The 25,175-nt window shown below is 70.7% G+C and carries 26 protein-coding genes; 16 read left to right on the top strand and 10 right to left on the bottom strand.

The genetic code is table 11. The features are described 5' to 3' along the window. Window positions 1-237: 237 nt before the first annotated feature. Window positions 238-936: a TerB family tellurite resistance protein gene (locus ACGFW6_RS27260; RefSeq protein ID WP_393515098.1), complete on the bottom strand. Its 699-nt coding sequence runs from the start codon at window positions 934-936 to the stop codon at window positions 238-240. Window positions 937-1,206: 270 nt separating this feature from the next. After that, window positions 1,207-2,928 (bottom strand): 2-isopropylmalate synthase, encoded by a 1,722-nt coding sequence (leuA, locus tag ACGFW6_RS27255; RefSeq protein ID WP_393515095.1) that lies wholly within the window; start codon window positions 2,926-2,928, stop codon window positions 1,207-1,209. A 319-nt stretch (window positions 2,929-3,247) separates the two neighbouring features. On the opposite strand from leuA, the gene ACGFW6_RS27250 reads away from it, so the two are divergent. From ACGFW6_RS27250 to ACGFW6_RS27235, 4 genes are read left to right on the top strand one after another with little or no spacing between them, the layout of a single operon-like run. Next, entirely contained in the window at window positions 3,248-4,318 is a 1,071-nt protein-coding gene (locus ACGFW6_RS27250) for a M4 family metallopeptidase (protein ID WP_393515092.1), read from the top strand. A 21-nt stretch (window positions 4,319-4,339) separates the two neighbouring features. After that, entirely contained in the window at window positions 4,340-4,606 is a 267-nt protein-coding gene (locus tag ACGFW6_RS27245; RefSeq protein WP_393515089.1) for a protealysin inhibitor emfourin, read from the top strand. 46 nt (window positions 4,607-4,652) lie between these two features. Next, window positions 4,653-5,987, top strand: coding sequence for a GH1 family beta-glucosidase (locus ACGFW6_RS27240; RefSeq protein WP_393515086.1), 1,335 nt, complete (start codon window positions 4,653-4,655; stop codon window positions 5,985-5,987). After that, window positions 5,984-7,225 (top strand): MFS transporter, encoded by a 1,242-nt coding sequence (locus ACGFW6_RS27235; protein WP_393515083.1) that lies wholly within the window; start codon window positions 5,984-5,986, stop codon window positions 7,223-7,225. Before ACGFW6_RS27240 ends, ACGFW6_RS27235 begins: the two co-directional genes overlap by 4 nt. 36 nt (window positions 7,226-7,261) lie before the next feature. On the opposite strand, the gene ACGFW6_RS27230 is transcribed toward ACGFW6_RS27235, so the two are convergent. From ACGFW6_RS27230 to ACGFW6_RS27220, 3 genes are all read right to left on the bottom strand, one after another. Continuing rightward, the gene (locus tag ACGFW6_RS27230) at window positions 7,262-8,227 is read right to left on the bottom strand and encodes a CU044_5270 family protein (RefSeq protein ID WP_393515080.1); all 966 of its coding nucleotides are present in this window, start codon (window positions 8,225-8,227) and stop codon (window positions 7,262-7,264) included. Further along, window positions 8,220-8,837 carry an RNA polymerase sigma factor gene (locus ACGFW6_RS27225; RefSeq protein WP_393515077.1) on the bottom strand — a complete coding sequence of 206 codons (618 nt, stop codon included), beginning with the start codon at window positions 8,835-8,837 and terminating at the stop codon, window positions 8,220-8,222. The genes ACGFW6_RS27230 and ACGFW6_RS27225 overlap by 8 nt, the downstream gene beginning before the upstream one ends. A gap of 239 nt (window positions 8,838-9,076) precedes the next feature. Then, entirely contained in the window at window positions 9,077-9,931 is an 855-nt protein-coding gene (locus ACGFW6_RS27220; RefSeq protein WP_393515074.1) for an NAD-dependent epimerase/dehydratase family protein, read from the bottom strand. Window positions 9,932-10,050: 119 nt separating this feature from the next. On the opposite strand from ACGFW6_RS27220, the gene ACGFW6_RS27215 reads away from it, so the two are divergent. After that, entirely contained in the window at window positions 10,051-10,899 is an 849-nt protein-coding gene (locus ACGFW6_RS27215) for a helix-turn-helix transcriptional regulator (protein ID WP_393515071.1), read from the top strand. A gap of 230 nt (window positions 10,900-11,129) precedes the next feature. Further along, window positions 11,130-11,606: a hypothetical protein gene (locus ACGFW6_RS27210; protein WP_393515068.1), complete on the top strand. Its 477-nt coding sequence runs from the start codon at window positions 11,130-11,132 to the stop codon at window positions 11,604-11,606. A 45-nt stretch (window positions 11,607-11,651) separates the two neighbouring features. Here ACGFW6_RS27210 and ACGFW6_RS27205 read toward each other — a convergent pair whose 3' ends face one another. Both ACGFW6_RS27205 and ACGFW6_RS27200 read right to left on the bottom strand, forming a co-directional pair. Further along, complete coding sequence (locus tag ACGFW6_RS27205; RefSeq protein ID WP_030949199.1) at window positions 11,652-11,990, bottom strand: P-II family nitrogen regulator; 339 nt, start codon at window positions 11,988-11,990, stop codon at window positions 11,652-11,654. Next, window positions 11,987-13,306 (bottom strand): ammonium transporter, encoded by a 1,320-nt coding sequence (locus tag ACGFW6_RS27200; protein WP_393515065.1) that lies wholly within the window; start codon window positions 13,304-13,306, stop codon window positions 11,987-11,989. The genes ACGFW6_RS27205 and ACGFW6_RS27200 overlap by 4 nt, the downstream gene beginning before the upstream one ends. Window positions 13,307-13,471: 165 nt before the next feature. Between ACGFW6_RS27200 and era the strand changes: the two genes are divergently transcribed. The 5 genes from era to ACGFW6_RS27175 all read left to right on the top strand — a co-directional run bounded on the left by era (window position 13,472) and on the right by ACGFW6_RS27175 (window position 17,863). Beyond that, window positions 13,472-14,431 carry a GTPase Era gene (gene era / locus ACGFW6_RS27195; protein ID WP_393515062.1) on the top strand — a complete coding sequence of 320 codons (960 nt, stop codon included), beginning with the start codon at window positions 13,472-13,474 and terminating at the stop codon, window positions 14,429-14,431. 196 nt (window positions 14,432-14,627) lie between these two features. Next, on the top strand, window positions 14,628-15,692 hold the full coding sequence (locus ACGFW6_RS27190; RefSeq protein WP_393515059.1) for a PhoH family protein: 1,065 nt from the start codon (window positions 14,628-14,630) through the stop codon (window positions 15,690-15,692). A 13-nt stretch (window positions 15,693-15,705) separates the two neighbouring features. After that, the gene (gene ybeY / locus ACGFW6_RS27185) at window positions 15,706-16,203 is read left to right on the top strand and encodes an rRNA maturation RNase YbeY (RefSeq protein WP_030949212.1); all 498 of its coding nucleotides are present in this window, start codon (window positions 15,706-15,708) and stop codon (window positions 16,201-16,203) included. Then, entirely contained in the window at window positions 16,200-17,507 is a 1,308-nt protein-coding gene (locus ACGFW6_RS27180) for a hemolysin family protein (protein WP_393515056.1), read from the top strand. The genes ybeY and ACGFW6_RS27180 overlap by 4 nt, the downstream gene beginning before the upstream one ends. Next, on the top strand, window positions 17,504-17,863 hold the full coding sequence (locus tag ACGFW6_RS27175) for an MmcQ/YjbR family DNA-binding protein (protein ID WP_393515053.1): 360 nt from the start codon (window positions 17,504-17,506) through the stop codon (window positions 17,861-17,863). Before ACGFW6_RS27180 ends, ACGFW6_RS27175 begins: the two co-directional genes overlap by 4 nt. A 216-nt stretch (window positions 17,864-18,079) precedes the next feature. Here the strand turns inward: ACGFW6_RS27175 and ACGFW6_RS27170 are convergent, their stop codons facing one another. Continuing rightward, window positions 18,080-18,211 carry a hypothetical protein gene (locus tag ACGFW6_RS27170; protein WP_393515051.1) on the bottom strand — a complete coding sequence of 44 codons (132 nt, stop codon included), beginning with the start codon at window positions 18,209-18,211 and terminating at the stop codon, window positions 18,080-18,082. 444 nt (window positions 18,212-18,655) lie between these two features. On the opposite strand from ACGFW6_RS27170, the gene ACGFW6_RS27165 reads away from it, so the two are divergent. Together ACGFW6_RS27165 and ACGFW6_RS27160 are read left to right on the top strand one after the other, a co-directional pair. Further along, on the top strand, window positions 18,656-19,570 hold the full coding sequence (locus tag ACGFW6_RS27165; protein ID WP_393515048.1) for a helix-turn-helix domain-containing protein: 915 nt from the start codon (window positions 18,656-18,658) through the stop codon (window positions 19,568-19,570). A 192-nt stretch (window positions 19,571-19,762) separates the two neighbouring features. Continuing rightward, window positions 19,763-19,972 carry a DUF397 domain-containing protein gene (locus tag ACGFW6_RS27160; protein ID WP_393515046.1) on the top strand — a complete coding sequence of 70 codons (210 nt, stop codon included), beginning with the start codon at window positions 19,763-19,765 and terminating at the stop codon, window positions 19,970-19,972. A gap of 55 nt (window positions 19,973-20,027) precedes the next feature. On the opposite strand, the gene ACGFW6_RS27155 is transcribed toward ACGFW6_RS27160, so the two are convergent. Then, window positions 20,028-21,449 (bottom strand): MFS transporter, encoded by a 1,422-nt coding sequence (locus ACGFW6_RS27155; RefSeq protein ID WP_393515043.1) that lies wholly within the window; start codon window positions 21,447-21,449, stop codon window positions 20,028-20,030. A gap of 148 nt (window positions 21,450-21,597) precedes the next feature. Between ACGFW6_RS27155 and ACGFW6_RS27150 the strand changes: the two genes are divergently transcribed. The 3 genes from ACGFW6_RS27150 (at window position 21,598) to ACGFW6_RS27140 (ending at window position 23,706) form a co-directional block, all read left to right on the top strand. Further along, window positions 21,598-22,419, top strand: coding sequence for a helix-turn-helix transcriptional regulator (locus tag ACGFW6_RS27150; protein ID WP_393515274.1), 822 nt, complete (start codon window positions 21,598-21,600; stop codon window positions 22,417-22,419). A 28-nt stretch (window positions 22,420-22,447) separates the two neighbouring features. Further along, entirely contained in the window at window positions 22,448-22,801 is a 354-nt protein-coding gene (locus tag ACGFW6_RS27145; protein ID WP_393515041.1) for a cytidine deaminase, read from the top strand. A 104-nt stretch (window positions 22,802-22,905) separates the two neighbouring features. After that, window positions 22,906-23,706, top strand: coding sequence for a VOC family protein (locus ACGFW6_RS27140; protein ID WP_393515039.1), 801 nt, complete (start codon window positions 22,906-22,908; stop codon window positions 23,704-23,706). Window positions 23,707-23,805: 99 nt separating this feature from the next. Here the strand turns inward: ACGFW6_RS27140 and ACGFW6_RS27135 are convergent, their stop codons facing one another. Further along, a complete protein-coding gene (locus ACGFW6_RS27135) occupies window positions 23,806-24,921 on the bottom strand; it encodes a carbohydrate kinase family protein (protein WP_393515271.1) in 1,116 nt (371 codons plus the stop codon). Between the last annotated feature and the right edge of the window lie 254 nt (window positions 24,922-25,175).

The raw sequence follows: 25,175 nt of genomic DNA, 5'->3' as shown, positions 1-25,175 counted from the left end.
GACGGCTGCCCCTGAGGCTCTAACCATCAATCGGCCGGCGCAAGCCGCATGACGCCTCCGTCGCGGGCGGAGCCGCACGAGGCAGAGCAGCCCACGTCTTCGGCGCGCTGAGGACCTTCCGGACCTCGACAAGGCGCTCAGGCAACCGTGACGCGATCGCCCCTCCGGCGCACGGCACGATTGTGCGGGAGCGTGGGCGGCTCAGGAAGGCGAACGGCCAAGACGGACCTGTGAAGCTCAGGACGGTGTTCGGGCCGCTGCCGCCAGGAGGCTTGTCACGTCGTCCGTGCAGATGGTGAGGGCCGCTCCCACCGTCGCGAGGGCGTCGCGTTCGGCGGGGGTGTAGGGGCCGTCGGCCAGGGCGATGCGAGCTCCCTGGAGGAGGATCGATTCGCGGCCGGCGGGGGCCAGGTGGGGGGCGAGGGGGTCCAGGGCCTCGTGGAGCTCTATGGCGAGGCCGGCGCCGCACGGCTCGGAGAAGACGCGGCCGGTGTCGGCGGCCAGGGCCTCGACCAGGGCGTTCAGCTGGTCCTCCGTGCAGTCCTCGAAGCCGGCCGCGCGCACGGTGGCCGCGGCGGTCTCCAGGGAGGGGCGGGCGCAGGTGCCGCCCGCCGCCAGCACCGCGAGGGCGACCGTGTGGACGGCGTCGCGGAGCATCGCGGAGAAGCGGGTGGTGGTCGGATGGTCGAGGACCTCGGTGCCGAAGTGACGGCGGCAGGCCGCGCACTCCACGACGGGGGCGGTCTCGCCGCGCGGCAGCACGGGCACGCCGAGCAGCGTGAAGCGGCGATGGCCGGTCAGCCGCTGGTAGTTGCGGTCGCCACCGCACCCGGGGCAGAAGAACTCACCGTCGCCCACGGCCGACCATGCGGTGCGGGTGCCCAGGATGCGCGCAAGCCTGGCGGCACGGCCGTCTCGTCCCCGTCCTGGCAGCACGTCGCACCTCCGTAACGCCGCGGCAACATCGCCGCGCTTGCGTGATGTTAGCCACATCGTGGACGTGGAGTCAGTACCCCGGACGAGACCTTTCCGTGACCTGCACCGATCGATGGCCGGAAATGAGCGGGCCCCGCCCACCGAAACATGGTGGACGGGGCCCCGGAAACTCCGGGTGCGACTACGCCCTCGAGGGGCGCGGGGAACTGCGCGACAAGCCACGACGGCGCCGCGGACGGCCGACCGGGCGCGCCCCCGCGGAGCGAACCGTCAGCGAGCCGCCCGGTTGACGGCCGACACGACCGCCTTCAGCGAGGCGCGCGTGGTGTTGGCGTCGATGCCGATGCCCCACAGGACCTTGCCGTCGATCGCGCACTCGATGTACGAGGCGGCCTGCGCGGACGCGCCCTCGCTCATCGTGTGCTCCTGGTAGTCCAGCAGCCGCGCGTCGATGTCGATCTTCGCCAGGGCGTCGAAGAAGGCCGAGATCGGACCATTGCCGGTACCGGTCAGAACCGTGTCGACGCCGTCGACCGTGGCCTCCACCTTCAGCGTGTCCACGCCGTCCGTGTCGGTCGTCGACTGACCGTTCTTGACCTGGACCCGGCCCCACGGGTTCTCGGGGTTCGGCAGGTACTCGTCCTGGAAGACCGCCCAGATGTCGCCGCCGGTGACCTCGCCGCCCTCGGCGTCCGTCTTGGCCTGGATCAGCTTGGAGAACTCGATCTGCATCCGGCGCGGCAGGTCCAGCTTGTGGTCGTTCTTCAGGACGTACGCGATACCGCCCTTGCCGGACTGCGAGTTGACGCGGATGACGGCCTCGTAGGAGCGGCCGACGTCCTTCGGGTCGATCGGCAGGTAGGGCACGGCCCACTCGATGTCGTCGACGGTGACGCCGCGGGCGGCCGCGTCGGCCTCCATCGCGTCGAAGCCCTTCTTGATGGCGTCCTGGTGGGAGCCGGAGAAGGAGGTGTAGACCAGGTCGCCCACGTACGGGTGGCGCGGGTGGACCTCCATCTGGTTGCAGTACTCCCACGTACGACGGATCTCGTCGATGTCGGAGAAGTCGATCTGCGGGTCGACGCCCTGCGAGAACAGGTTCATGCCCAGGGTGACCAGGTCGACGTTGCCGGTGCGCTCGCCCTGCCCGAACAGGCAGCCCTCGATGCGGTCGGCGCCGGCCATCAGCGCCAGCTCGGCGGCCGCCACGGCCGTACCGCGGTCGTTGTGCGGGTGGACCGACAGCACGACGTGCTCGCGGCGGGACAGGTTGCGGTGCATCCACTCGAAGCGGTCCGCGTGCGTGGACGGCGTCGAACGCTCCACCGTGGCGGGCAGGTTGAGGATGATCTCGCGGCCGGGACCGGGCTGGTAGACGTCCATGACCGCCTCGCAGACCTCCAGCGCGAAGTCCAGCTCGGTGTCGGTGAAGATCTCCGGGCTGTACTGGTAGCCGAACTCGGTCTCCGGGCCCAGCAGCTTCTCGGCGTACTCGATCACCAGGCGGGTGCCGTCCACGGCGATCTGCTTGATGTCGTCCTTGGAGCCGCGGAAGACCACGCGGCGGAAGACGGGGGCCGTGGCGTTGTACAGGTGGACGGTCGCGCGCTTGGCGCCCTTGATGGACTCCACGGTCCGCTCGATCAGGTCCTCGCGGGCCTGGGTCAGGACGGAGATGGTGACGTCGTCGGGGATGGCCCCGGGCTCCTCGATGATGGAGCGCACGAAGTCGAAGTCGGTCTGGCCCGACGCCGGGAAGCCGACCTCGATCTCCTTGTAGCCCATCTTGACCAGCTGGTCGAACATCCGGCGCTTGCGCTCGGGCGACATCGGGTCGATCAGGGCCTGGTTGCCGTCACGCAGGTCCGTGGAGAGCCAGCGGGGGGCGGTGGTGACGCGCCGGTCCGGCCAGGTCCGGTCGGGGATGTCGACCTGCTCGTAGCGGCCGTACTTGTGGATCGGCATGGTGCTGGGCTGCTGGCGGTTCGCCATGTCTGCGGGGCTCCTCAGGATGTCCGAAAGGACGGCCGACGACGCAACGCGAAGCTCCGCGGGGAGGGAGTCGACCTGGACTACAGGCCCTCGCCGCGGCAGCTAAGAAGAAGCAGCCCGAAACGCATGATGCGAAGCATGCTAGCCGAGCCTCTCCGGATGCGGGGCGCTGTATCAGTATGCGGGACCCCGGGGACGAAAAGGGCAAAACGTGCGCCATACCACTTCGTCACGGAGAGTGCTGCTCCCTATCCGCATATTTCACCAATCATGGTTGCGACTAGTGACAGCGAGCTAACGCAGTGCAATGGTGCCGCACATGACGACCAACGGGGGCTTCGAGCCCGTCTTCTGCACCGTCGTACCGCCACACGTCCTGGACAAACTGGCCCGCAACGACGACCCCGCACTGTCCGGCCCGGCTCGCCGGACCCTGATGCGCGACAGCGAGCTGCGCGGCAGGCGCCGCGTCACGACCGAGTTCGCCCTCGCGGCCGCCCCGACGGCGAAGGCACCGTCGGACCAGCCGCTGCGCACCATCTACGACGCCGGGCACGGCACCGCCCTGCCCGGCACCGAGGTCCGCGGCGAGGGCGCGGACCCCGGCCAGGACGCCACGGTCAACCGCGCCTTCTCCGGGCTCGGCGCCACCTTCGAGCTCTTCCTGAAGGCCTACGCCCGCCACTCCATCGACGGCGACGGCCTGCCGCTGGACGCCACCGTCCACTACGACGAGAACTACAACAACGCCTTCTGGAACGGCGAGCAGATGGTGTTCGGCGACGGTGACGGCGAGATCTTCCTCGACTTCACCATCCCGATCGACGTGATCGGCCACGAGCTCACCCACGGCGTCACGCAGTACACGGCCAACCTCACGTACTACGGCCAGCCGGGCGCGCTGAACGAGTCGATGTCGGATGTCTTCGGCGCCCTGATCAAGCAGTACACGCTCGGCCAGACCGCCGCCGAGGCCGACTGGCTGATCGGCGCCGGACTCCTCGCCCCGAGCGTCTCCGGCAAGGCCCTGCGCTCCATGAAGGAGCCGGGCAGCGCGTACGACGACGACGTCCTCGGCAAGGACCCGCAGCCCGCGACCATGGCCGACTACGTCCGCACCGGCCGCGACAACGGCGGTGTCCACATCAACTCCGGCATCCCGAACCACGCCTTCTACCTGGCCGCGACCGCGCTCGGCGGCCACGCCTGGGAGAAGGCGGGCCAGGTCTGGTACGACGTGCTGACCGGCGGCGAGCTGTCGGAGAGGGCGATGTTCACCGACTTCGCGGCGCTGACCGTCAAGGCCGCGCGCGAGCGCTTCGGCGACGGCGGCGAGGAGCTCCAGGCCGTGTCGAAGGCGTGGGAGCAGGTCGGGGTGCGGATCCCGTAAGTCCGTACTAGACAGGGACCCATGCGTATTCAGGTACGGCGCACGGGCGGCTTCGCGGGCATCGAGCGGTACGCCGAGGTGGACACCTCGGGACGGCCCGACGCGGCGGAGTGGCAGGCCCTGGCCGAGAGCGCGGTCGCGTCCGGCCGGGGCACACCCCCGGTCGGGGTTCCGGACGGCTTCAGCTACCAGATCACCGTGGACGGCAGGACGGTGTACTGCGCGGATCCCCGGCTCACCGAGGAACAGCGCAGGCTGATCACCAGGGTGCTCAAGGAAGGCGCGTAACGGGCAGTTCACGCCGGGGCGTTGACTTCCGTTACCGCCGGTACGGATGATCCGGCGCATGGCGATCGATGAGCGCGACGCGCAGAGTCCGATACCCCGTTTCCCGGCCGGTTTCCTGTGGGGCGTCTCGACGTCCGCCCACCAGATCGAGGGCGCCACGGACGAGCGCGAGCGGTCCGTGTGGGACGCCTTCACGGCCGAGCCGGGCACGGTGAAGGACGGCTCCACGGCCGAGGTGGCGTGCGACCACTACCACCGCTACCGCGAGGACGTGGCGCTGCTGGCGGGCCTGGGGGTGGACGCGTACCGCTTCTCGGTCTCCTGGCCCCGGGTGAACTCCCCGCAGGGCCTCGACTTCTACGACCGCCTGGTGGACGAGCTGTGCGCGGCGGGCGTACGGCCGGTCCCGACGCTCTTCCACTGGGATCTGCCCCTCACGCTGGACTGGCTGGAGCGGGACACGGCCGCCCGGTTCGCCGAGTACGTGTCCGTCGTCGCCGAGCGCCTCGGCGACCGGGTGCAGAAGTGGATCACGCTCAACGAACCCGCCGAGCACACCCTGCTCGGCCACGCCCTCGGCACCCACGCGCCGGGCCGGCGGCTCCTCTTCGACGCCCTCCCGGTCGCCCACCACCAGCTGCTGGCCCACGGCCTGGCGGTACGGGCGCTGCGCACGGCCGGCGCCACCGACATCGGCATCGCCAACTCGCACGGGCCGACCTGGCCGGCCTCCCGCGAGCAACCGGACCTGGAGGCGGCCGACTTCTACGACCTGCTCCTGAACCGGCTCTTCGCCGACCCGCTGCTGCTCGGCCGGTATCCGGACGGCATCGGCGAGTTGATGCCCGGGGACGTCGAGTCGGACCTGAAGGTCATCGCCGAGCCGATCGACTTCTACGGCGTCAACTACTACGCCCCGACCCGCGTGGGCGCCCCGCAGGGCACCGAGATCGAGTTCGGCGGAGTGACGATGCCCGCCGAACTGCCCTTCTCGGTACGGGAGATCGAGGGCGTGCCGACGACGGACTTCGGGTGGCCGGTGGTCCCCGAGGGCCTGACGGAGCTGCTGACCGGCTTCCGCGACCGCTACGGCGACCGACTCCCGCCGATCGTCATCACCGAGAACGGCTGCTCGTACGAGGGCGTCGACGACCAGGAGCGGATCGCCTACCTGGACGGCCACATCCGTGCCCTGCACCGGGCGGTGGCGGCGGGCGTGGACGTACGCGGGTACTTCGTGTGGTCGCTGCTGGACAACTTCGAGTGGGCCGAGGGGTACGCACGCCGGTTCGGGCTGGTCCACGTGGACTACGCGACGCAGGAACGGACGCCCAAGGCGTCGTACGGCTGGCTGCGGGACGTGCTCCGGGCCCAGGGATGACGGCCGGCGCCCTGGCCGAGCCGACCGACCGGGTCGGCGGGGGCTGGACGACGGCGCTGGGGCTGGCCAACGTGGCGATCTGGGTGGGCTGGTACGGGCCGCTCCAGATCCTGCTGGCCCGGCAGGCGGAGGACTTCGCGCCCGGCACGGGGATGTCGAAGGAGACCCTGCTGGCCTGGGTGACGGGTGCGGGCGCGGTGGTGTCGCTGGCGGCGAACCCGTTCTTCGGCGCGCTGTCGGACCGCACCACGGCCCGCTGGGGCCGCCGTACGCCGTGGATCGTGGCCGGGGCGGCGGGCGGCGCGCTGTCGTTGCTGCTGCTGGCGGGCGCCGACGGGCTGTGGCTGATGACGCTCGGCTGGTGCCTGGTCCAGCTGACCCTGAACGCGGCCTTCGCGGCGGTGACGGCGGGTGTGCCGGACCGGGTGCCGCGGCTCCAACGGGGTGTCGTGGGCGGCTGGCTGGGGGCCGCGCAGATCCTCGGCGCGGTCGCCGGGACGGGCCTGGCGACGGCCGCGGGCGGGATCGCGGCGGGGTACGCGGCGTGCGCGGTGTTCGCGATGGCGGGGGTGCTGCCGTATGTGCTGCGGTACCGGGACCTCCGGCTGGACGCCGCGGACCGGCCGGCGTGGTCCTGGCGCTCCTTCGTCCGCGGCTTCTGGCTGAGCCCGCGCCGCCATCCGGACTTCGGCTGGGCCTGGCTGACCCGCTTCCTGATCAACCTCAGCAACGCGCTGGTGATCCTCTACCTGCTCTACTACCTCCGCGACCGCCTCCACCACGACGACCCCGAGCAGGGGGTGCTGATCCTGACCGCGGTGAACGCCGTGTCCCTGCTGGCCACGGTCGTGGTGGGCGGGGTCTGGTCGGACCGGGTGGGCCGCCGCAAGCCCTTCGTGCACTGGTCCGGCGTCCTGATGGCGGCGGCCACCGCCCTGCTCGCCGCCTGGCAGACCTGGCCGAGCGCGATCCTCGTGGCGGCCCTGCTCGGCGTCGGCCTCGGCGTCTTCATGTCGGTCGACTTCGCCCTGATGACGGACGTCCTCCCGAAGGCCCGGGACCGCGGCAAGGACCTGGGCGTCATCAACGTGGCCAACGCCCTGCCCCAGGTCGCAGCGCCCGCCCTGGCCGCCCCGATCGTCACGTACCTCGGCGGCTACCGGGTGCTGTACGCGGTGGCGGCGGTGATCGGGGTGGCGGGGGCGGTGCTGGTGGGAAGGATCAAGGGCGTGGACTAGACGGTTCCGTCCGGATGGCGGCCGGCGGCGAACCGGCTAGGGGCGCTGCCTCAAGCGGTCGACGATCGCCCAGTCCACCACGTGCGACAGCTGGATGTACGTCTTCTTCCCCGAACGCGAGGTCCGCTCGCCGCGGAAGCCCAGGAACGCGTACGACTCCGGGTCGAAGATGAGGTACTTGCCCCTCTCGGACGCGTGCCCGGGGTAGGAGATCCCCACTCCGGTGCGCCCGGCGGAGTCCTTCATCCCCGGGGTCGCCTTGACCCCGGGCACCAGGGCCAGCGCCTCGTACGCTGCGGGGCGCAGTCCCTCGGGCAGCACCGGCCACTTCAGGAGCTCACCGAGCATGAAGTAGGCGTCGTACCAATCCCACGCGGTGAAGTCGTCGATCGACTTGTCGGACGTGCCTACGCCGACGATGCCCGAGAGGAGTTTCTCCGGGTCGGTGGGCAGCTTGCTCAGCCCGCTCCACTGCCGAGGCGGCCACACGCCCTCGTTCTTGCCCATGGGCTCCTCCCAGATCACCCGGCCGAGCTCCATGGTCAAAGATCGCTTGGAGCCGTCCACCGAGTCCCAGTTCACGTCCACGTAGGTCTTGACGGCGCCGGTCCCCCGCTCCGTCTCCTCGATGATCCGCTTCGAGTAGATGAACTGGTCGTCGCGCGGCGCCACGGGCTTCTCGTACTTGCTCTCCCGTGCCGCCGCCCCGTTCAGCACGGTCACGGCGGCGACGTTGCGCATGGGCGGAGTGTTCGTGCCCGCGCGGCCGCCCGTGCCGGGCCCGTCCTCGGCGATCAGCACCGCCGTGCCCGTGAGCGCCACGGCGGCCACCGCGGCTGTCGCGAGGCGCAGCGCGTGGCGGCGGCCGGGCGCGGGGGCGGAGCGCTGCTCCGTGCGCGCAATGGTGTTGAGCAGCCGGTGGCGGGCCTGTGCTCGGGCCGGTTCGGAGAGCGGGGACGCGTCCGCGTCCCAGTCGCGCAGGAGTTCGAGTTCGTCAATCATGGCCGGATACCTCTCGCAGTCTCGTCGGATCGGATCCGCCCAACGCTTCGCGCAGTTTGCTGCGAGCCCGGTGCAGCCGTGATCTGACCGTGCCGATGGGGACACCCAGGGCCTGGGCCACCTCCTCATAGCCGAGGCCGCCCCACGCCACCAGCAGCAACACGTCCCGGTGACGCGCGGGCAGTGCGGCCAGCGCCGCCGCCAGTTCGCGGCGCACGGCCTGCGCCCCTACCCGGGCCGCAGCCCGGTCGGCCAGCGGCTCCTCGTGGTCGGCGGGAGCCGGGACGCGGGACAGCGCCTTGAACCGGCGGGCCTCGGCCCTACGGTGCCGGCCGACCAGGTTGGTCGCTATGCCGAGCAGCCACGGTCGGGCGTCGTCACCCGTGGCCCGGGCGGGGTCGTACCGATGGCGCTGCTGGAAGGCAGTGGTGAAGGTCTCCGCCACGAGGTCGTCGGCCGGCTCGCCGCCGAGCCTCCGTGCCAGATAGCGGTGTACCGCATCCGCGTGCCGGTCGAACAGCACGGCGAACGCCTCGGGCTCATCCCGGGACCGTGCAATCACCGAGGCATCTCTCTCCGCCCCCGTGCGGACGCCTGGCTCGACGGTCATCGGGGCTCCTCTCGTCCTGAGCAACGCTTCGAAGGTTTGGGCTTTCATCTCTCCTTCGCCGGTCGCCCACGACGAGTTCCCTCAAGGCCGCTGACTGCCGGCCCTCAGCGTGCCAGTCCCCCGCGCCCCGGCAAGATCCCCGGTCACCCAGGGTTCGACGACGCCACTGAAGGCGCGGGGAACTGCGCGGCGAGCCGCGACGCACCGGCAGGCGCCCGATGGCCGGTCGCGGCGCTGTCTCACAACGCTCCGGCCTCCCGCGCCGCGTAGACCGACGGGAACACCGGTCGGTATCCCAGATCCCGCCGGATCCGCTCGGTGGACATGACCGCCAGCCACGGGTCGGGGTCCGTGCGGGTGTACAGCTCCTCGGGGATCTCGGCCCCGTTCAGCTGGTGCAGCTCGACCGCCGTCACCGGCACGTCGTCGGCGATGTTGTACACCCGGCCCGCGATCCCCGGCGCGTGCAGCAACCGCAGCAGTCCCTGCGCGACATCCACGTGGTGACCCATGTGCAACCGCTGGGTCGCCGCCCAGTTCCCGGCCCACATCAGCGACTGGGCAAGATGCGGATCGCCCTCGCCGTAGACGAAGGGCAGCCGGCCGACGCGTACGTCCATCCCGTCCAGAGCCAGCAGCGCCCGCTCGGCCTGCGCCTTCGACTCCGGATAGGCGCCCCACATCGTCCCGCCGGGCCGGCTCTCGTCGTCCTCGGTCAACGCCCGGCCCCTCCCCGTGCCGTACACCAGTCCCGTGCTGACCTGCACGAACCTGCGCACACCGGCGGCCTGGGCGGCGCGGCCCAGTTCGATGGCCGCGTCCCGGTTGACCGCCCGCGCCTCCTCGTCGGGCACGCCCCGGAAGGCCGCGGCCACGTTGACGACGGCGTCGACCCCGGCGACCGCCTTGCCGAGCACCTCCGCGTCCCGCAGGTCGCCGACGACGACCTCGGCGCCGAGATCGGCGAACGGCTCGCCGCGCGCCGCGTCCCGGACCAGCACCCTGACGCGCTCCCCCGCCCTTGCCTGCGCCAGCAGCCTCGGTACGAAGCGCCGGCCGACCTGTCCCGTCGTACCCGTCACCAATGTCTGCATGATGTGCTCCTCTCGTCACCGACCACCCTCGGACGGCGCCGGCGGGGGCGGGAGAGACCCGTTGATCAGGGGATCGGCAGTCCCTGGATAACGCGCGCGCCGTGCCGCAGGCTGGAGGGGTGAACCGAGCCGAACTCGCCGACTTCCTGCGCCGCGGCCGCGCCCGGCTGACCCCGTCGGACGTGGGCCTCACGCCCGGCTCCCGGCGCCGCACGCCGGGCCTGCGCCGCGAGGAGGTGGCGCAGCTCGCGGGCATGTCGGTGGACTACTACACCCGGCTGGAACAGTCCCGGGGTCCGCGCCCGTCCCGGCAGATGCTGACCGCGCTGGGCCGCGCGCTGCGGCTGACCGCCGTCGAGCAGGACCACCTGTTCCACCTGGCCGGCGAGGAACCCCCGCGGCGCGAGACGGCGTCGGCGCATGTGCGCCCGGGACTGCTGCTGATCCTGGACCGGCTGCACGACACCCCGGCGCAGGTGGTGAACGACATCGGTGAGGTGCTGGCGCAGAACGCGATGGCCAAGGCACTGGTCGGCGACGTGATGTCCCGCCCGCGGCGCGAGCGCAATCTGATCCGGCTGTTCTTCCTCGACCCCGCCGCGCGCACCCTCATCCCGGAGGAGGACTGGGCGGGCCACGCCCGGGCCCATGTGTCCAGCCTGCGCGCGGTGGCCGCGGCCCGTCCCGACGACCCGGAGCCGGCCGAGCTGGTCGCCGAACTGCGCGCCGGCAGCGCGGAGTTCGCCCGGCTGTGGGACGAGCACGAGGTGTCCCGGCGCGACCAGGCGACCAAGCGCTTCCTGCACCCGCTGGTCGGCCTGCTGGAGCTGGACTGCGAGGTCATGGTCAGCCATCAGCACCACCACCTGCTGGTCGTCCACTCCGCCCGCCCCGGCACGGACGCCCACGAGCGCCTCCAACTGCTGCGCGTGGTGGGCCTGCAGGACATGTCGCCGAGCAGGACCTGACCACCTCGGTACCCGTTGGTTGACCCGTCGGTAGTTGAGGCCGGAAATCACCCTTGCCGACCCACGTCCCAGGCGCATCAATGGAAACGACGGATCCGACGGACCGTCAGATCCCGGTTCCCGGATCCGGCTGTCAGCTCTCGGAACTCAGCTCGCCTCGCAGTGTGTCCGCACCCACCTGCCGAGCTGTCCCCCCACGGAATTCCCCCACCCCGAAAGGGAGCAATCCCATGAGACGCACACGCATCGGAGCAGGTGCGGCCCTGACCGCCGGGGCCCTCGCCCTCGCCGGCCTCGCCTTCGCGCCCGCCGCCCTCGCCGTCACCCCCGCCACCGCGACGATCACCGCCGACTGCGGCAGCTTCGGCGGCGGCGAGGCGAGCATCACCGCGACGCAGAGCGGCACCTCCGCCACCGTCACCGTCAACTCGTCCGCGATCACGGCGCCGATCGCGCTGTCCGAGGACTCGATCGCCTCGACGCTCACCCTGGTGAGGGCGAGCGGCGGCACCGTCGCCTTCTCCGGCACCGAGAACCCGGCGATGGCCGCCGGCGACCCCGTCCAGGTCGGTCCGCTCAACGGCACCGTCGCCTCCCGGGACAGCCTGGAGGCCTTCGGCGGCTCGCTGCAGATGACCGTCTTCGGCATCACCATCACCTGCACGGCGACCGGGCCGCAGTCGCCGGGCCCGTTCGTGTTCGACTGAGGCCCACGACGTACCGAGGGCGCGGTCCCGGCGCCGTTCTGGCCGCTACAGCGCGTCGGGGCCGCGCTCGCCGGTGCGCACCCGTACGACGGTGTCCACGGGCAGCGCCCAGACCTTGCCGTCGCCGATCTTGCCGGTGTGGGCGGCCTTCACGATGGCGTCGATGACGTCCTCGGCCGCCGCGTCGTCCACGACGACCTCGATCCGGACCTTCGGCACCAGGTCGACCTGGTACTCCGCGCCCCGGTACACCTCGGTGTGGCCGCGCTGCCGGCCGTAGCCGCTGGCCTCGGTCACGGTCAGGCCCTGCACGCCGATCTCCTGGAGAGCGGTCTTGACCTCGTCGAGCCGGTACGGCTTGACGATCGCGGTGATGAGCTTCATGCCTGCTTCTTGACCTTCTGCGCGGCGGGAGCGGACGAGGACACGGACGCGGTGACCGGGGCTCCGTGCCCCAGGACCCCGTGATCGTAGGCGGTCTCGGCGTGCACCGTAAGGTCCAGGCCGGTGTGCTCCTGCTCCTCGCTCGCCCGGAATCCCATGACCTTGTCGATCAGCTTGCCGATGCCGTAGGTGACGAGGAAGGCGTACGCCGCCACCGCCACGACCGCCACCAGCTGCTTGCCGAGCTGCCCGAACCCGCCGCCGTGCAGCAGGCCCTCGGCGCCGCCCGTCATGGTGGCCGTCGCGAAGACGCCGATCAGCAGGGTGCCGACGACGCCGCCGACCAGGTGGACACCGACGACGTCCAGGGAGTCGTCGTAGTTCAGCTTGAACTTCCAGCTCACGGCGTAGGAGCAGACGACGCCCGCGGCGAGGCCGATGACCAGCGCGCCCAGCAGGGAGACCGAGCCGCAGGACGGTGTGATGGCGACGAGTCCGGCGACCGCGCCGGACGCCGCGCCCAGGGTGGTGGGGTGGCCGTCGCGCTTGTGCTCGACCAGGAGCCAGCCGAGCAGACCGGTGCAGCCGGCGGCGAGGGTGTTCAGGAAGACGGCGGCGGCCACACCGTTGGCGCCGAGAGCCGACCCGGCGTTGAACCCGAACCAGCCGAACCAGAGCAGACCGGCGCCGAGCACGACCATCGGCAGGTTGTGCGGCCGCATCGCGTCCTTCTTGAAGCCGAGCCGCGGGCCGAGGACCAGGCACAGCGCGAGGCCCGAGGCGCCCGAGGTGATCTCGACGGGCAGACCGCCCGCGAAGTCGAGGGCACCGAGACCGTCGAGGATCCAGCCACCGGGACCCCAGGTCCAGTGGGCGACGGGAACGTATACGAGCAGCGCCCACACCGGCACGAAGACCAGCCACGCCCCGAACTTGGCCCGGTCCGCGACGGCACCGCTGACCAGGGCCGCGGTCACGATCGCGAAGGTGAGCTGGAAGGTGGCGAAGAGCAGGGTCGGGACGGTCCCCTGGACGCTGTCCGGTCCGATACCGGCCATGCCGAGGTGGTCGAGACCGCCGATCAGCCCGCCGCCGGCGTCGTCCCCGAAGGCGAGCGCGTACCCGCAGGCCAGCCATACGACGGTGACCAGCGCGATGGACACGAAGCTCATCATCAGCATGTTGAGGACGCTCTTCGTGCGGACCATGCCGCCGTAGAACAGGGCCAGGCCCGGGGTCATCAGCAGGACGAGCGCGGTGGCGGCGAGCAGCCAGGCGGTGTCGCCGGTGTCGACGCTTGCGGCGGCGAGGGGCACGATGGTCTCCAACGGTGTGGGGGCTCGTCAGAGATTCACGGGCGCGGGTTTCCGCTCGCGTACGGATGTGTTTCCGCGAGGTTTCGTTGCGCGAGGGTTTCCGGAAGCTCACACGACGGGGTGCGGTCGCTCCCTTGTGCGGCGGGGGGTTGTGGATCAGGGAGAATGGGCCCCATGAGCGTTCGCCATCAGTCATCCGAGCCGTCCGAGGCCTCCCACCGCGCCGGCTTCGCCTGCTTCGTGGGCCGCCCCAACGCGGGCAAGTCCACCCTCACGAACGCTCTGGTCGGCCAGAAGGTGGCGATCACCGCGAACCAGCCGCAGACGACGCGGCACACGGTGCGGGGCATCGTGCACCGGCCCGACGCCCAGCTGATCCTGGTCGACACCCCCGGACTGCACAAGCCGCGCACGCTGCTGGGCGAGCGGCTCAACGACGTGGTGCGCACCACCTGGGCCGAGGTCGACGTGATCGGCTTCTGCCTGCCCGCGAACGAGAAGCTCGGTCCCGGCGACCGGTTCATCGCGAAGGAGCTGGCGTCGATCAAGAAGACGCCGAAGATCGCGATCGTCACGAAGACCGACCTGGTGGACAGCAAGACCCTGGCCGAGCAGCTGATCGCGATCGACCAGCTCGGCAAGGAGCTCGGCTTCGAGTGGGCCGAGATCGTGCCCGTCTCGGCGGTCGGCGACATGCAGGTGGGGCTGCTGGCCGACCTGATCGTCCCGCTGTTGCCGGAGGGGCCCGCGCTCTACCCCGAGGGCGACCTCACCGACGAGCCCGAGCAGGTCATGATCGCGGAGCTGATCCGGGAGGCCGCGCTGGAGGGCGTCCGCGACGAGCTGCCGCACTCCATCGCCGTCGTGGTGGAGGAGATGCTCCCCCGCGAGGACCGCCCCGCCGACAAGCCCCTCCTCGACATCCACGCCTTCGTCTACATCGAGCGCCCCAGCCAGAAGGGCATCATCATCGGCCCCAAGGGCAAGCGCCTGAAGGACGTCGGCATCAAGTCCCGCAAGCAGATCGAGGCGCTGCTGGGCACCCCGGTCTTCCTGGACCTGCACGTGAAGGTGGCCAAGGACTGGCAGCGGGATCCCCGGCAGCTGCGCAAGCTGGGCTTCTGAGAGCCCGCCCGCGTCCCCGCTGCCCTGGGTGACCGCGGGCCCACCCGGTGTGCGCCGGGGCGCGGCTCGTGAAAACCCTCCCCGCGAAAAGCCCTACGGCACTGTCAGTCCCCCGGCGTACCCTTGAAATCGCCAGGCCGCCCATGTGGCGGGCGAGTCATATCGAGGAGGACGAGCAAGGCCTACGAGCCGGCCCATGACTCAGACACCCACAGCTCACACACCCGCGCAGGGGCAGGCGAGAGCACATTTCACCGTCCCCGCCCAGCACCCCATGGTGACCGTGCTGGGGTCCGGCGACTCCCTGCTGCGCGTGATCGAGACGGCCTTCCCGGCGACCGACATCCATGTCCGGGGCAATGAGATCAGCGCCGTCGGCGACTCAGCGGAAGTCGCCCTCGTACAGCGCCTGTTCGACGAGATGATGCTGGTGCTCCGCACCGGGCAACCGATGACGGAGGACGCAGTGGAACGCTCGATCGCGATGCTCAGAGCCAGTGACAACGGGGAGGGGCCGGAGGAGACCCCGGCCGAGGTGCTCACGCAGAACATCCTCTCCTCCCGCGGCCGCACGATCCGTCCGAAGACCCTCAACCAGAAGCGCTATGTCGACGCCATCGACAAGCACACCATCGTCTTCGGTATCGGCCCCGCCGGCACGGGCAAGACCTACCTCGCCATGGCCAAGGCCGTCCAGGCCCTGCAGTCGAAGCAGGTCAACCGCATCATCCTGACCCGCCCCGCGGTGGAGGCGGGCGAGCGGCTCGGCTTCCTGCCCGGCACGCTCTACGAGAAGATCGACCCGTACCTGCGTCCGCTGTACGACGCGCTGCACGACATGCTCGACCCGGACTCCATCCCCAGGCTGATGGCCGCCGGGACGATCGAGGTCGCGCCGCTCGCGTACATGCGCGGTCGCACGCTGAACGACGCCTTCATCATTCTCGACGAGGCCCAGAACACGAGCCCCGAGCAGATGAAGATGTTCCTCACCCGCCTCGGCTTCGACTCGAAGATAGTCATCACCGGTGACGTGACCCAGGTCGACCTCCCGGACGGCACCAAGTCCGGTCTGCGGCAGGTGCAGGACATCCTGGACGGTCTGGACGACGTCCACTTCTCCAGGCTGTCGTCGCAGGATGTCGTCCGGCACAAGCTGGTCGGCCGTATCGTCGACGCCTACGAGAAGTACGACAACACGCACGGCACCCAGAACGGCACGCACAAGGGCCGCGGCAAGGCCGGGCACAAGGGGAAGTAGAAACCGCACGACCATGTCGATCGACGTCAACAACGAGTCCGGAACCGAGGTCGACGAGCAGGCGATCCTCGACATCGCCCGCTACGCGCTCGCGCGGATGCGCATCCACCCGCTCTCCGAGCTCTCGGTGATCGTCGTGGACGCCGACGCCATGGAGCAGCTCCACATCCAGTGGATGGACCTGCCGGGGCCCACGGACGTCATGTCCTTCCCGATGGACGAGCTGCGCCCGCCGTCGAAGGACGACGACGAGCCGCCGCAGGGGCTGCTCGGCGACATCGTGCTCTGCCCCGAGGTCGCCGCCAAGCAGGGAACCGAGGCGCCCACGCAGCACACCATGGACGAGGAGCTCCAGCTGCTCACCGTCCACGGTGTGCTGCATCTCCTCGGGTACGACCACGAGGAGCCCGACGAGAAGGCCGAGATGTTCGGTCTCCAGGCGGCCATCGTGGACGGCTGGCGTGCGGAGAAGGGCCTGACCGGTCCTTCCCCGGCCCCGACCGTGTCATGAGTCTCGCACTCGTCTCCGGCGCCATCGCCCTGGTGGTCGTCGCCTGGCTCGCCGCCTGCGCGGAGGCGGGACTGGCGCGCGTCTCCAGCTTCCGCGCCGAGGAGGCCGTACGCGGCGGGCGGCGCGGCAGCGAGAAGCTCGCGCTCGTCGCCGCCGACCCGACGCGCTATCTGAACGTGGCGCTGCTGGTGCGCGTGGCCTGCGAGATGGCCGCCGCCGCGCTGGTGACGTACGCCTGCCTGCAGGAGTTCGACAGCACCACCGAGGCCCTGCTGGTCGCCATAGCCGTCATGGTCCTGGTGTCGTACGTCGCCGTCGGGGTCTCCCCGCGCACCATCGGCCGCCAGCACCCGCTGAACACGGCGACGGCGGCGGCGTACGTCCTGCTGCCGCTGGCCCGCATCATGGGCCCGATCCCGTATCTGCTGATCCTCATCGGCAACGCGCTCACCCCCGGCAAGGGCTTCCGCCGCGGCCCGTTCGCCTCCGAGGCGGAGCTGCGCGCCCTGGTGGACCTCGCCGAGAAGGAGTCGCTGATCGAGGACGAGGAGCGCCGCATGGTGCACTCGGTCTTCGAGCTCGGCGACACCCTCGTCCGTGAGGTCATGGTCCCGCGCACCGACCTCGTCGTCATCGAGCGCTACAAGACCATCCGCCAGGCCCTCACCCTCGCCCTGCGCTCCGGTTTCTCGCGGATACCGGTCGTCGGGGAGAGCGAGGACGACGTGGTCGGGATGGTGTATCTGAAGGACCTGACCCGCAAGACGCACATCTCCCGGGACGCGGAGAGCGAACTGGTGTCGACGGCGATGCGGCCCGCGTTCTTCGTGCCGGACACCAAGAACGCCGGTGACCTGCTGCGCGAGATGCAGAAGGAGCGCAATCACGTCGCGGTCGTCATCGACGAGTACGGCGGCACCGCCGGCATCGTCACCATCGAGGACATCCTCGAGGAGATCGTCGGCGAGATCACCGACGAGTACGACCGTGAGCTGCCGCCGGTGGAGGAGCTGGGCGAGGACCGCTACCGCGTCACCGCCCGCCTGGACATCACCGACCTGGGCGAGCTGTACGGCCTCGACGAGTACGACGACGAGGACGTGGAGACGGTCGGCGGTCTGCTGGCCAAGGCGCTGGGCCGGGTCCCGATCGCCGGGGCGTCGTCGGTGGTCGAACTGCCCGACGGGCGCACCCTGCGGCTGACGGCGGAGGCGGCGGCCGGCCGCCGGAACAAGATCGTGACCGTGCTCGTCGAGCCGGTGGGTCCCCTGGTGCCCCCGGAGGAGCAGAAGGAGTCCGAGTGACCCCCCAGGAGCTGCGCACCTTCTGCCTGTCCTTCAACGCGGCCGTGGAGGACTTTCCCTTCAACCCGGAGACCTCGGTCTTCAAGGTCCTCGGCAAGCTCTTCGCCCTGACGAACCTGGACGCCCGGCCCCTGACGGTCAACCTCAAGTGCGACCCGGACGACGCGGTCCGCCTGCGCGGCGAACACCCCGGCCTGATCGTCCCCGGCTACCACATGAACAAGCGTCACTGGAACACCGTCACGGCCGACGGCGAGCTCCCGGACCAACTGCTCAGGGAGCTGGTGGAAGACTCGTACGACCTGGTGGTGGCGGGTCTGCCCAGGGCCGACCGACTCCGGCTCGACCGTCCTTGAGGGCCTTTCGCGGTGGCCCGGAAGGGTGCTTTCCGCGCCACACCTCACCAACCCACTTGCGATGCCTCGCCATAGCGCGTGGAGAGCGGCAGAATGGAAGGACTGGCGGAACCGAGACAGTCCCACTCCGGGCTGCCGGCCAGGGAAACTCGGAGTGGAACATATGCGTTGGCGTCCGCCTACTTGGCCCCGGCCGTCAGGTCGGGGCCACTTTCGTCACACGCGGGGTAGCACCCAGTCCACCATCTGCTGGATCGCGATGAGCAGACTGAACCAGGGAAGCGCGAGTGCGAGCCTCTGGTTCCATGTGCGATTGTTGCGACGCCCCGGCGGCTCTTCCTCGGCCATGGGGCTGCTCTCCTTCCTGGTCCCCATAGGTCACGGAGACCGCGGCGCTCCATGACGCTCGCGACCTGAGGGGATGAGACGCCCGACGGCTGAGCCGACGTCAACTTCGATGCTGCTGTCCTCAACCTCCCTTTGGGTTCCGCCGGTTGGGGTCATACGACCGGTCCAGTCCAGCGTAGCCGGGCCGTGCTCACCTGGGTAGGGCTCTTTGCCAGGTCGCCAATGTCACCCGGATGACTGATGGGTCACGTCCGCGAGTTGACAAACTGCCATGTAGCTTTCTGCTACCTGATGGGCAGGAACGGCTGTGGTGTACACCGAGTTGCCGACCTGCACCTTTCGGGTTCCGCTGGAAAGAAGACAACCGGACCGGAAGGTCTCGATGAGTAAGCAGCTATTCTGCTATGTTGCACCCCGCCAGGTCCATTTGGGGGTGGAGCCAACATGAGCGCGCCAAGTGCGGCACTGCAGCGGCTACGACTGCGCACGGAGCTCCGCAGGGCGCGGACCAGTGCGGACCTCACGCAGCGCGAAGTGGCGAAGATGATGGAGTGGAGCCCTTCGAAGCTCATCCGCATCGAAGCCGGCGAGGTCGGCATCTCGATCAACGACCTCCGCTCACTGTTGGCCGCCTACGGGATCACCGACCGCCGCAAGATCGACGCACTGCTCGACCTCGCTCGCGGCAGCCGCAAGATGCCGTTCACCGAGTACCGGGACCTCTACGGCAAAGAGGTCCTGCAGTTCCTCGCACTGGAGTCGGCGGCCACGATCATCCGTCAGTACAGCTCCCTGGTACTTCCCGGCCCCCTGCAGACCGAGGAGTACGCTCGCGCGATCATGCGTGCCTACGACAAGGGAATCGCCGACGAGAAACTGGACCGGGCCGTCGAGGCCAGGCTCGCCCGGCAGGAACAGCTCACGTCGGGCGCAGGCAGCGACCGTCAGCTCTTCTACATCCTCGACGAGGCCGTCGTGCGGCGTCAGGTCGGTGGACGCGGCGTGATGCGCGCCCAATTGGAGCGGCTCTCCGAACTGGCGACTCAACCCGGGATCACCCTGCAGATCCTCCCACTCAGCGTCGGAGCGCACCCCGGCATCATGGGTCCGTTCACGCTCTTCGAGTTCGAGACCGACGAGATGCCGGACTCGCTCTTCATCGAGAACTCCCGCGGCGACACCTACAGCACCAACGCCCCCGAGGAGAGCGGGCGTTACCTCGAAAGGTTCTGGGAACTGGAGGACCTCGCGCTCAAGGACGGCGTCGACAGCCTGTTGCGTCTGCTGGCCGCTCGAGTGGACGCCGGCTCCGACGACCTGGAAGCGCTGCTGCGTACCGAATCAGGAGAGGCCGCCTAACCCACGCTGTCACAGGGGACGTTGGCGAGAATTGGGTCATCCACATTCCAATGGCGGCCCGATACTCTGGAAGAGGTGCTGCGTGTACCTGCACCAGCCGTGGGGAAGACGACCGAGCCGAGTCCCAGATGTCGTCCTTCTCTCCCGCTGACAGCCGCGGCTGGCCTTCCGCACCCGGGCTGGAGGAGAGGCGTGGGCGGTTCGTGGGCGTGGCGCAAGAGCAGCGCGAGCAATCCCGACGGGCCGGCGTGTCTGGAAGCGTCCTGGACCGGTGAGGAATTGCTGGTGCGTCATTCGACCCGCCCGCAAGCGGCGGTGCTCGCTTTTCGCCGCGCGGCCTGGTGCGCGTTCCTCGATCACATGAAGGATTCCGCCGAGCCCTCGTCCGTGGGCCGCAGTTGACGCGATGGCCCGCCTCCTCCGTCGGAGGTGGGCCGTCGCGTCTACGGGCCCTCGGTCAGCGGCGAGCCGCGCCCCGCAAGCCCAGCGCCACCAGGGCCGCCGCGGTCAGGACGATCGCCGCGTTCAGGGCCATCGTCGTGCGGGTGCCGGAGAGGAGGTCGTCGGCGGTGGTGGCGAGGACGCCGAGCAGGGGGATGCCGACGGTGAGGCCGATCTGCTGGGTGGAGGTGACCAGGCCGGTGGCCAGGCCCTGTTCCTCGTCGGGGACGCCGGAGGTGACCGTCAGGCCGTAGGAGATGATCGCGCCCAGGTGGAACATGCTCGCCAGCGAGACGGCGGCCGTGGCGAGCCAGACGGACCAGGTGGCGGTGTTCAGGAACACCAGGGCGGAGATGAAGGCGCCCTGTCCCGCGAGGGAGACAACCAGCGTGCGGCGGGCGCCGAGACGGCTGACGAACCGCGGGGTGAGCGCGCCCGCGACCACCGAGACCATGCCCTGGACGCCGAAGACCAGACCCGTCTCCCAGGCCGACAGGCGCAGGATCTCCTGCAGGTACAGGGTCAGCACGAAGATCACCGTGGACATCATCGAGAAGGTGACCAGCCCGCCGATGTTGCCCCATGCCACCGTGCGGCGGCGCAGCATGGGCAGCGAGACCAGGGGCGCTGTGGTGCGGGACTCCACGACCACGAAGGCCGCCAGGAGCGCGAGGCCGGCGATCAGGGTCGCGATGACGTCGGCGCGGGCGAAGCCGTGGTCGGCGGCCGTCGTCAGGGCGTAGATCAGGGACAGCAGACCGCCGGTGACGGTGATCGCGCCGGGGATGTCGAGGTGCGGGCGCTGAGGGGTGCGGGACTCGGGCAGCAGGCCGGGGGCGAGCGGCAGCACGATCAGGGCGAAGACCGCGAGCAGGCCCATCGTGGAACGCCAGCCGAGCGCGTCGGTCAGGATGCCGCCGGCCACCATGCCGATGGTGAAACCGAGGGACATCAGCGTCCCGGAGATGCCGAGCGCGCGGTCCCGGGCGGGGCCCTCGGCGAAGGTGGTCGTCAGCAGGGACATGCCGGTCGGGACGATGACCGCCGCGCCGAGGCCCTGCAGGGCGCGTCCGGCGAGGAACGACGCCGGGTCCCAGGCGAACGTCGCGAGCACCGAGGCGGCGGCGAACAGGGCGAGGCCGGTCAGGAACAGCCTGCGGCGGCCGTAGAGGTCGCCGATGCGGCCGAACAGGAGCAGGAAACCGCCGGACGGCAGCGCGAACGCGGTGACCGCCCACTGCAGGGCCGACTGGCTCATGCCGAGGTCGGCGCCGAGGACGGGCAGGGCGACGTTCAGCACGGAGAAGTCGAGCGCGACCATGAACTGGGCGGCGCACAGGACGAACAGGACGAGCCTGTCGCGCGTCGACATCCCGGGGGTGTCGAACGGGGGCGCGGGGGTGGGTGTGGAGGTGGGAGAGGGAGTGTCGATCGCCATGGGCAAGAGCCTGCTGGCATCGGAATAGCCGTGGGGAGCGGGAAGTTGTCCTGGTGGTGGCACCACCAGCCGACAGAACCGGGGGGATCCGTACGTGTCCGAGGGCACGCTGAAGAGTCATCGGCGGCGCGAGCTGCGCGAGTTCCTGATGAGCAGGCGGGCCCGGGTGACCCCGGGCGAGGCGGGACTGCCCGACGGTGGCGCGCGGCGCCGGACACCGGGGCTGCGGCGCGAGGAGGTCGCCGTGCTGGCCGGGGTGGGCGCCTCCTGGTACCAGTGGCTGGAGCAGGGGCGGGAGATCTCCGTCTCGCCGCAGGTGCTGGACTCCGTCGGGCGGGTGCTGCGGCTGAGCAACGCCGAGCGCCGGCACCTGTATCTGCTGGCCGGGCTGAATCCGCCGGCGCCGGAAGTGGCGCCCGGGAAGCAGGACATGTGCGACGGGCTGCGGCGGCTGATCGACGCGTGGATGCCGTATCCGGCGCACATCATGGACAAGTACTACAACGGCGTGCTGCACAACGACGCGGCCGCGACGGTGCTCGGCATGCGGCCCGGCAAGCGGTGGAACTGCCTGATCGACTTCTTCACCGACCCGATGTATCGCTCGCGCTCCCGGAACTGGGAGGCGAACGCGGCGACGGTCGTGGCGCAGTTCCGGGCCGTGTGCTCGGCCTCCCCCGACGACGAGGGGTTCCAGGCCGTGCTGGCCGAGGCGAGGGAGTCCAGCGCGGAGTTCACCGCGCTGTGGGAGCGGCGGGACATCGAGGACGCCGGGCAGATCCGCAAGGAGCTGGATCATCCGCTGGTCGGCCTGCTGTGTATGGAGTCGAGCGTGATGCAGATGCCGGTGCGGCCCGATCTGTCGATCGTGCTGCACACACCGCTGGACGAGGCGGACACGGCGGCCAAGCTGGAGTGGCTGGCGTCGCCGGAGGGACGGCGCGGGGCGATGTACCCCGTGGCCGGATAGGGCCGGTGGCGCTCCGTATGCTCAGCTCATGACCGACAACAGCGCGCTCGACCCCGAGGACCGCAAGATCGTCACCCTGGCCCGTTCCGCGCGGGCCCGCAACGGTGTGCCCGAGGGTGCGGCCGTGCGGGACGAGACGGGCCGTACGTATGTCGCCGGGACGGTCGCCCTGGACTCCCTGAAGCTGAGCGCGCTGCAGACGGCGGTGGCGATGGCGGTGGCGTCGGGGGCGACGTCGCTGGAGGCGGCCGCGGTCGTGACGGAGGCGGAGAGCGCCTCGGACGCCGATCGGGCCGCGGTGCGCGATCTTGGCGGGGCGCAGACGCCGGTGCTGGTGGCGGGGCCGGACGGCGCGGTACGTACGACGGTGACGGCGGGCTGAGGTCCTGAGCGCCTCGCCCCGCCGGGGGCGAGGAAGGCCGACGGGCGAGTGTCGGTGGGCGATGTCACGCTGAGGGCATACAGGATCGGCGGAAGGGAATCTTCATGATCACCACCGACCAGGCCCCGGGCTCCCCCTGCTGGCTCGACCTGGGCGCTCCCGACGTACGGGCCTCCGCGGCCTTCTACGGTGCGGTGCTCGGCTGGGAGTACGAGTCCATGGGTGAGGACGAGGAATTCCAGGGCGGCATGTTCAAGAAGGACGGCAAGACCGTCGCCGGACTCGGCAAGCTCACCGAGGAGGGCGCGCGTTCGGCCTGGATGATCTATTACACCGTCCCGGACGCGGACGCCACGACGCAGGCGGTGCAGAGCGCGGGCGGCACGGTGCGGGTGGCGCCGATGGACCTGGAGGACTGGGGACGGATGGCGCAGTTCACCGATCCCCTGGGCGGGCAGTTCGCCGTGTGGCAGCCGGGGAAGAACGCGGGCTTCGAGTTGGCGGACGCATCGGGTTCGCTGTCCTGGACCGAGCTGTACACGACCGACGCCGCGGCGGCGAAGGAGTTCTACGGCGGCGTCTTCGGCTGGCAGTACAGCGACATGGAACTGCCGGGCGGCGGTGGCGCGTACACCATCATCACGCCCGCCGGGCTGCCCGAGGAGCGGATGCAGGGCGGCCTGATGGAGCTGCCGCCGGAGAACCTCGCGCTGGCGGGCGGACGGCCGTACTGGCACCCGGTGTTCAACGTCGACGACTGCGACGCGGCGGTCGCCAAGGTCACCGAGAACGGCGGCAGTGTGCAGATGGGCCCGGAGGATGCCGAGGGCGTCGGCCGCCTCGCCGTGTGCGTGGACCCGTCGATGGCGGACTTCGTGGTGCTGACCCCGGCGACACCGAGCTGACCCCGGCGACACTGAACTGACCGTGTCGCTCTCACGCCGGTCGCGCGAAGCCCGTTCGTGGGGCTGGCTCCGGCGACCCCCTCCTGAACCGGCCCGTGCTCACGCCGACCGTCGGAACCCGATCGTCGGCACCGCCCTGCGCAGCGGCCAGGGTCGTCCCGCGTCCTTCGGCACCAGGTCCGTCAGGAACGCGTAGCGGCGCAGGGCCTCGGGGTCCTGCCGGTCGAGGGACTGGACCTGCCGCCACCAGGCGCCGATCTCGGCCCAGCCGGGGGCCGAGAGGGAGCCGCCGAACTCCTGGACGGAGAGGGCGGCCGTCAGGCCCGCGAAGGCCAGCCGGTCGGCGAGCGGCCAGTCGGCCAGGGTGCCGGTGACGAACCCGGCGACGAAGACGTCACCGGCGCCGGTCGGGTCCAGGGCCTCGACGGCGATGGCCGGGACCACGGCCGTCTCCCCGGTCCTGCCGTCCACCGCGTACGCGCCCTCCGCGCCGAGGGTGACGACCGCCAGCGGGACGTGCTCGGTCAGCGCGTGGGCCGCCTCGCGGGGGCACTCGGTGCGCGTGTACCGCATCGCCTCCTGCGCGTTCGGCAGGAACGCCTCGCAGTGCTCCAGGTCCGCCAGCCCGGCCAGATCCCACGCCCCCGTGTCGTCCCAGCCGACGTCGGCGAAGATCCGGGCGCCCTTGCTCGCGGCCTGCGCGATCCAGGGGGCGCGGGTGCCGGGCACCAGGGAGGCGACGGCGGCACGGGCGCGGGGCGGGCACTCCGGTGCCCCCTGCGGGACGGGCACGGGCTCGGGGGGCGGCTCATGGCCGTGGGAGACCATCGTGCGCTCCCCCTCGTACGCCATCGACACCGTGACCGGCGAGTGCCAGCCGGGGACCGTGCGCGACGGCGAGAGGTCGATGCCCTCGCCCTGCTCCAGCGCGTCCCAGCAGTAGTCGCCGTAGTGGTCGTCGCCGAAGGCGGCCGCGAGGGACGTCCGCAGGCCGAGGCGGGCCAGGGCGGTGGCCATGTTCGCCACGCCGCCGGGACTGGAGCCCATCCCGCGCGCCCAGGACTCGGTCCCGCGCACCGGCGCGGAGTCGAGGCCGGTGAAGATGATGTCCAGGAAGACGGTGCCCGTGAGGTACACGTCCCAGGGCGGGTCGGCCGGTGCGCGCAGCCCGGCGAGAGGGTCGACCTGGGCGCGGCGGTACGGTCCCGCCGCCATGGCCGACGGCCGCTGGGGCGAGGGTCCCTTTCCGGTGGGCGCGGTGGGCGTGGTCACGGTGCGCTCCCTGACGTGGTGCCGATCTGGCCAGTGTGCACCAAGCCACTGACAACGCCACCACGATCTTGCGTGCGCCGCCCGTCCGTGCGGGCGGGGCGGCCTCGGGCCCGGCCCGGCCGGCCGCCGTCCGGCTCCGGCTGCGCCCGGCCCCGGAGCGCTCGGCAGGTCCGGCACCCACCGCACCCCGGCCGACC

The sequence above is a fragment of the Streptomyces sp. Y7 genome (assembly GCF_043195415.1).
GTDB lineage: Bacteria > Actinomycetota > Actinomycetes > Streptomycetales > Streptomycetaceae > Streptomyces.
This window is presented reverse-complemented; position numbering and strand designations above follow the sequence as displayed.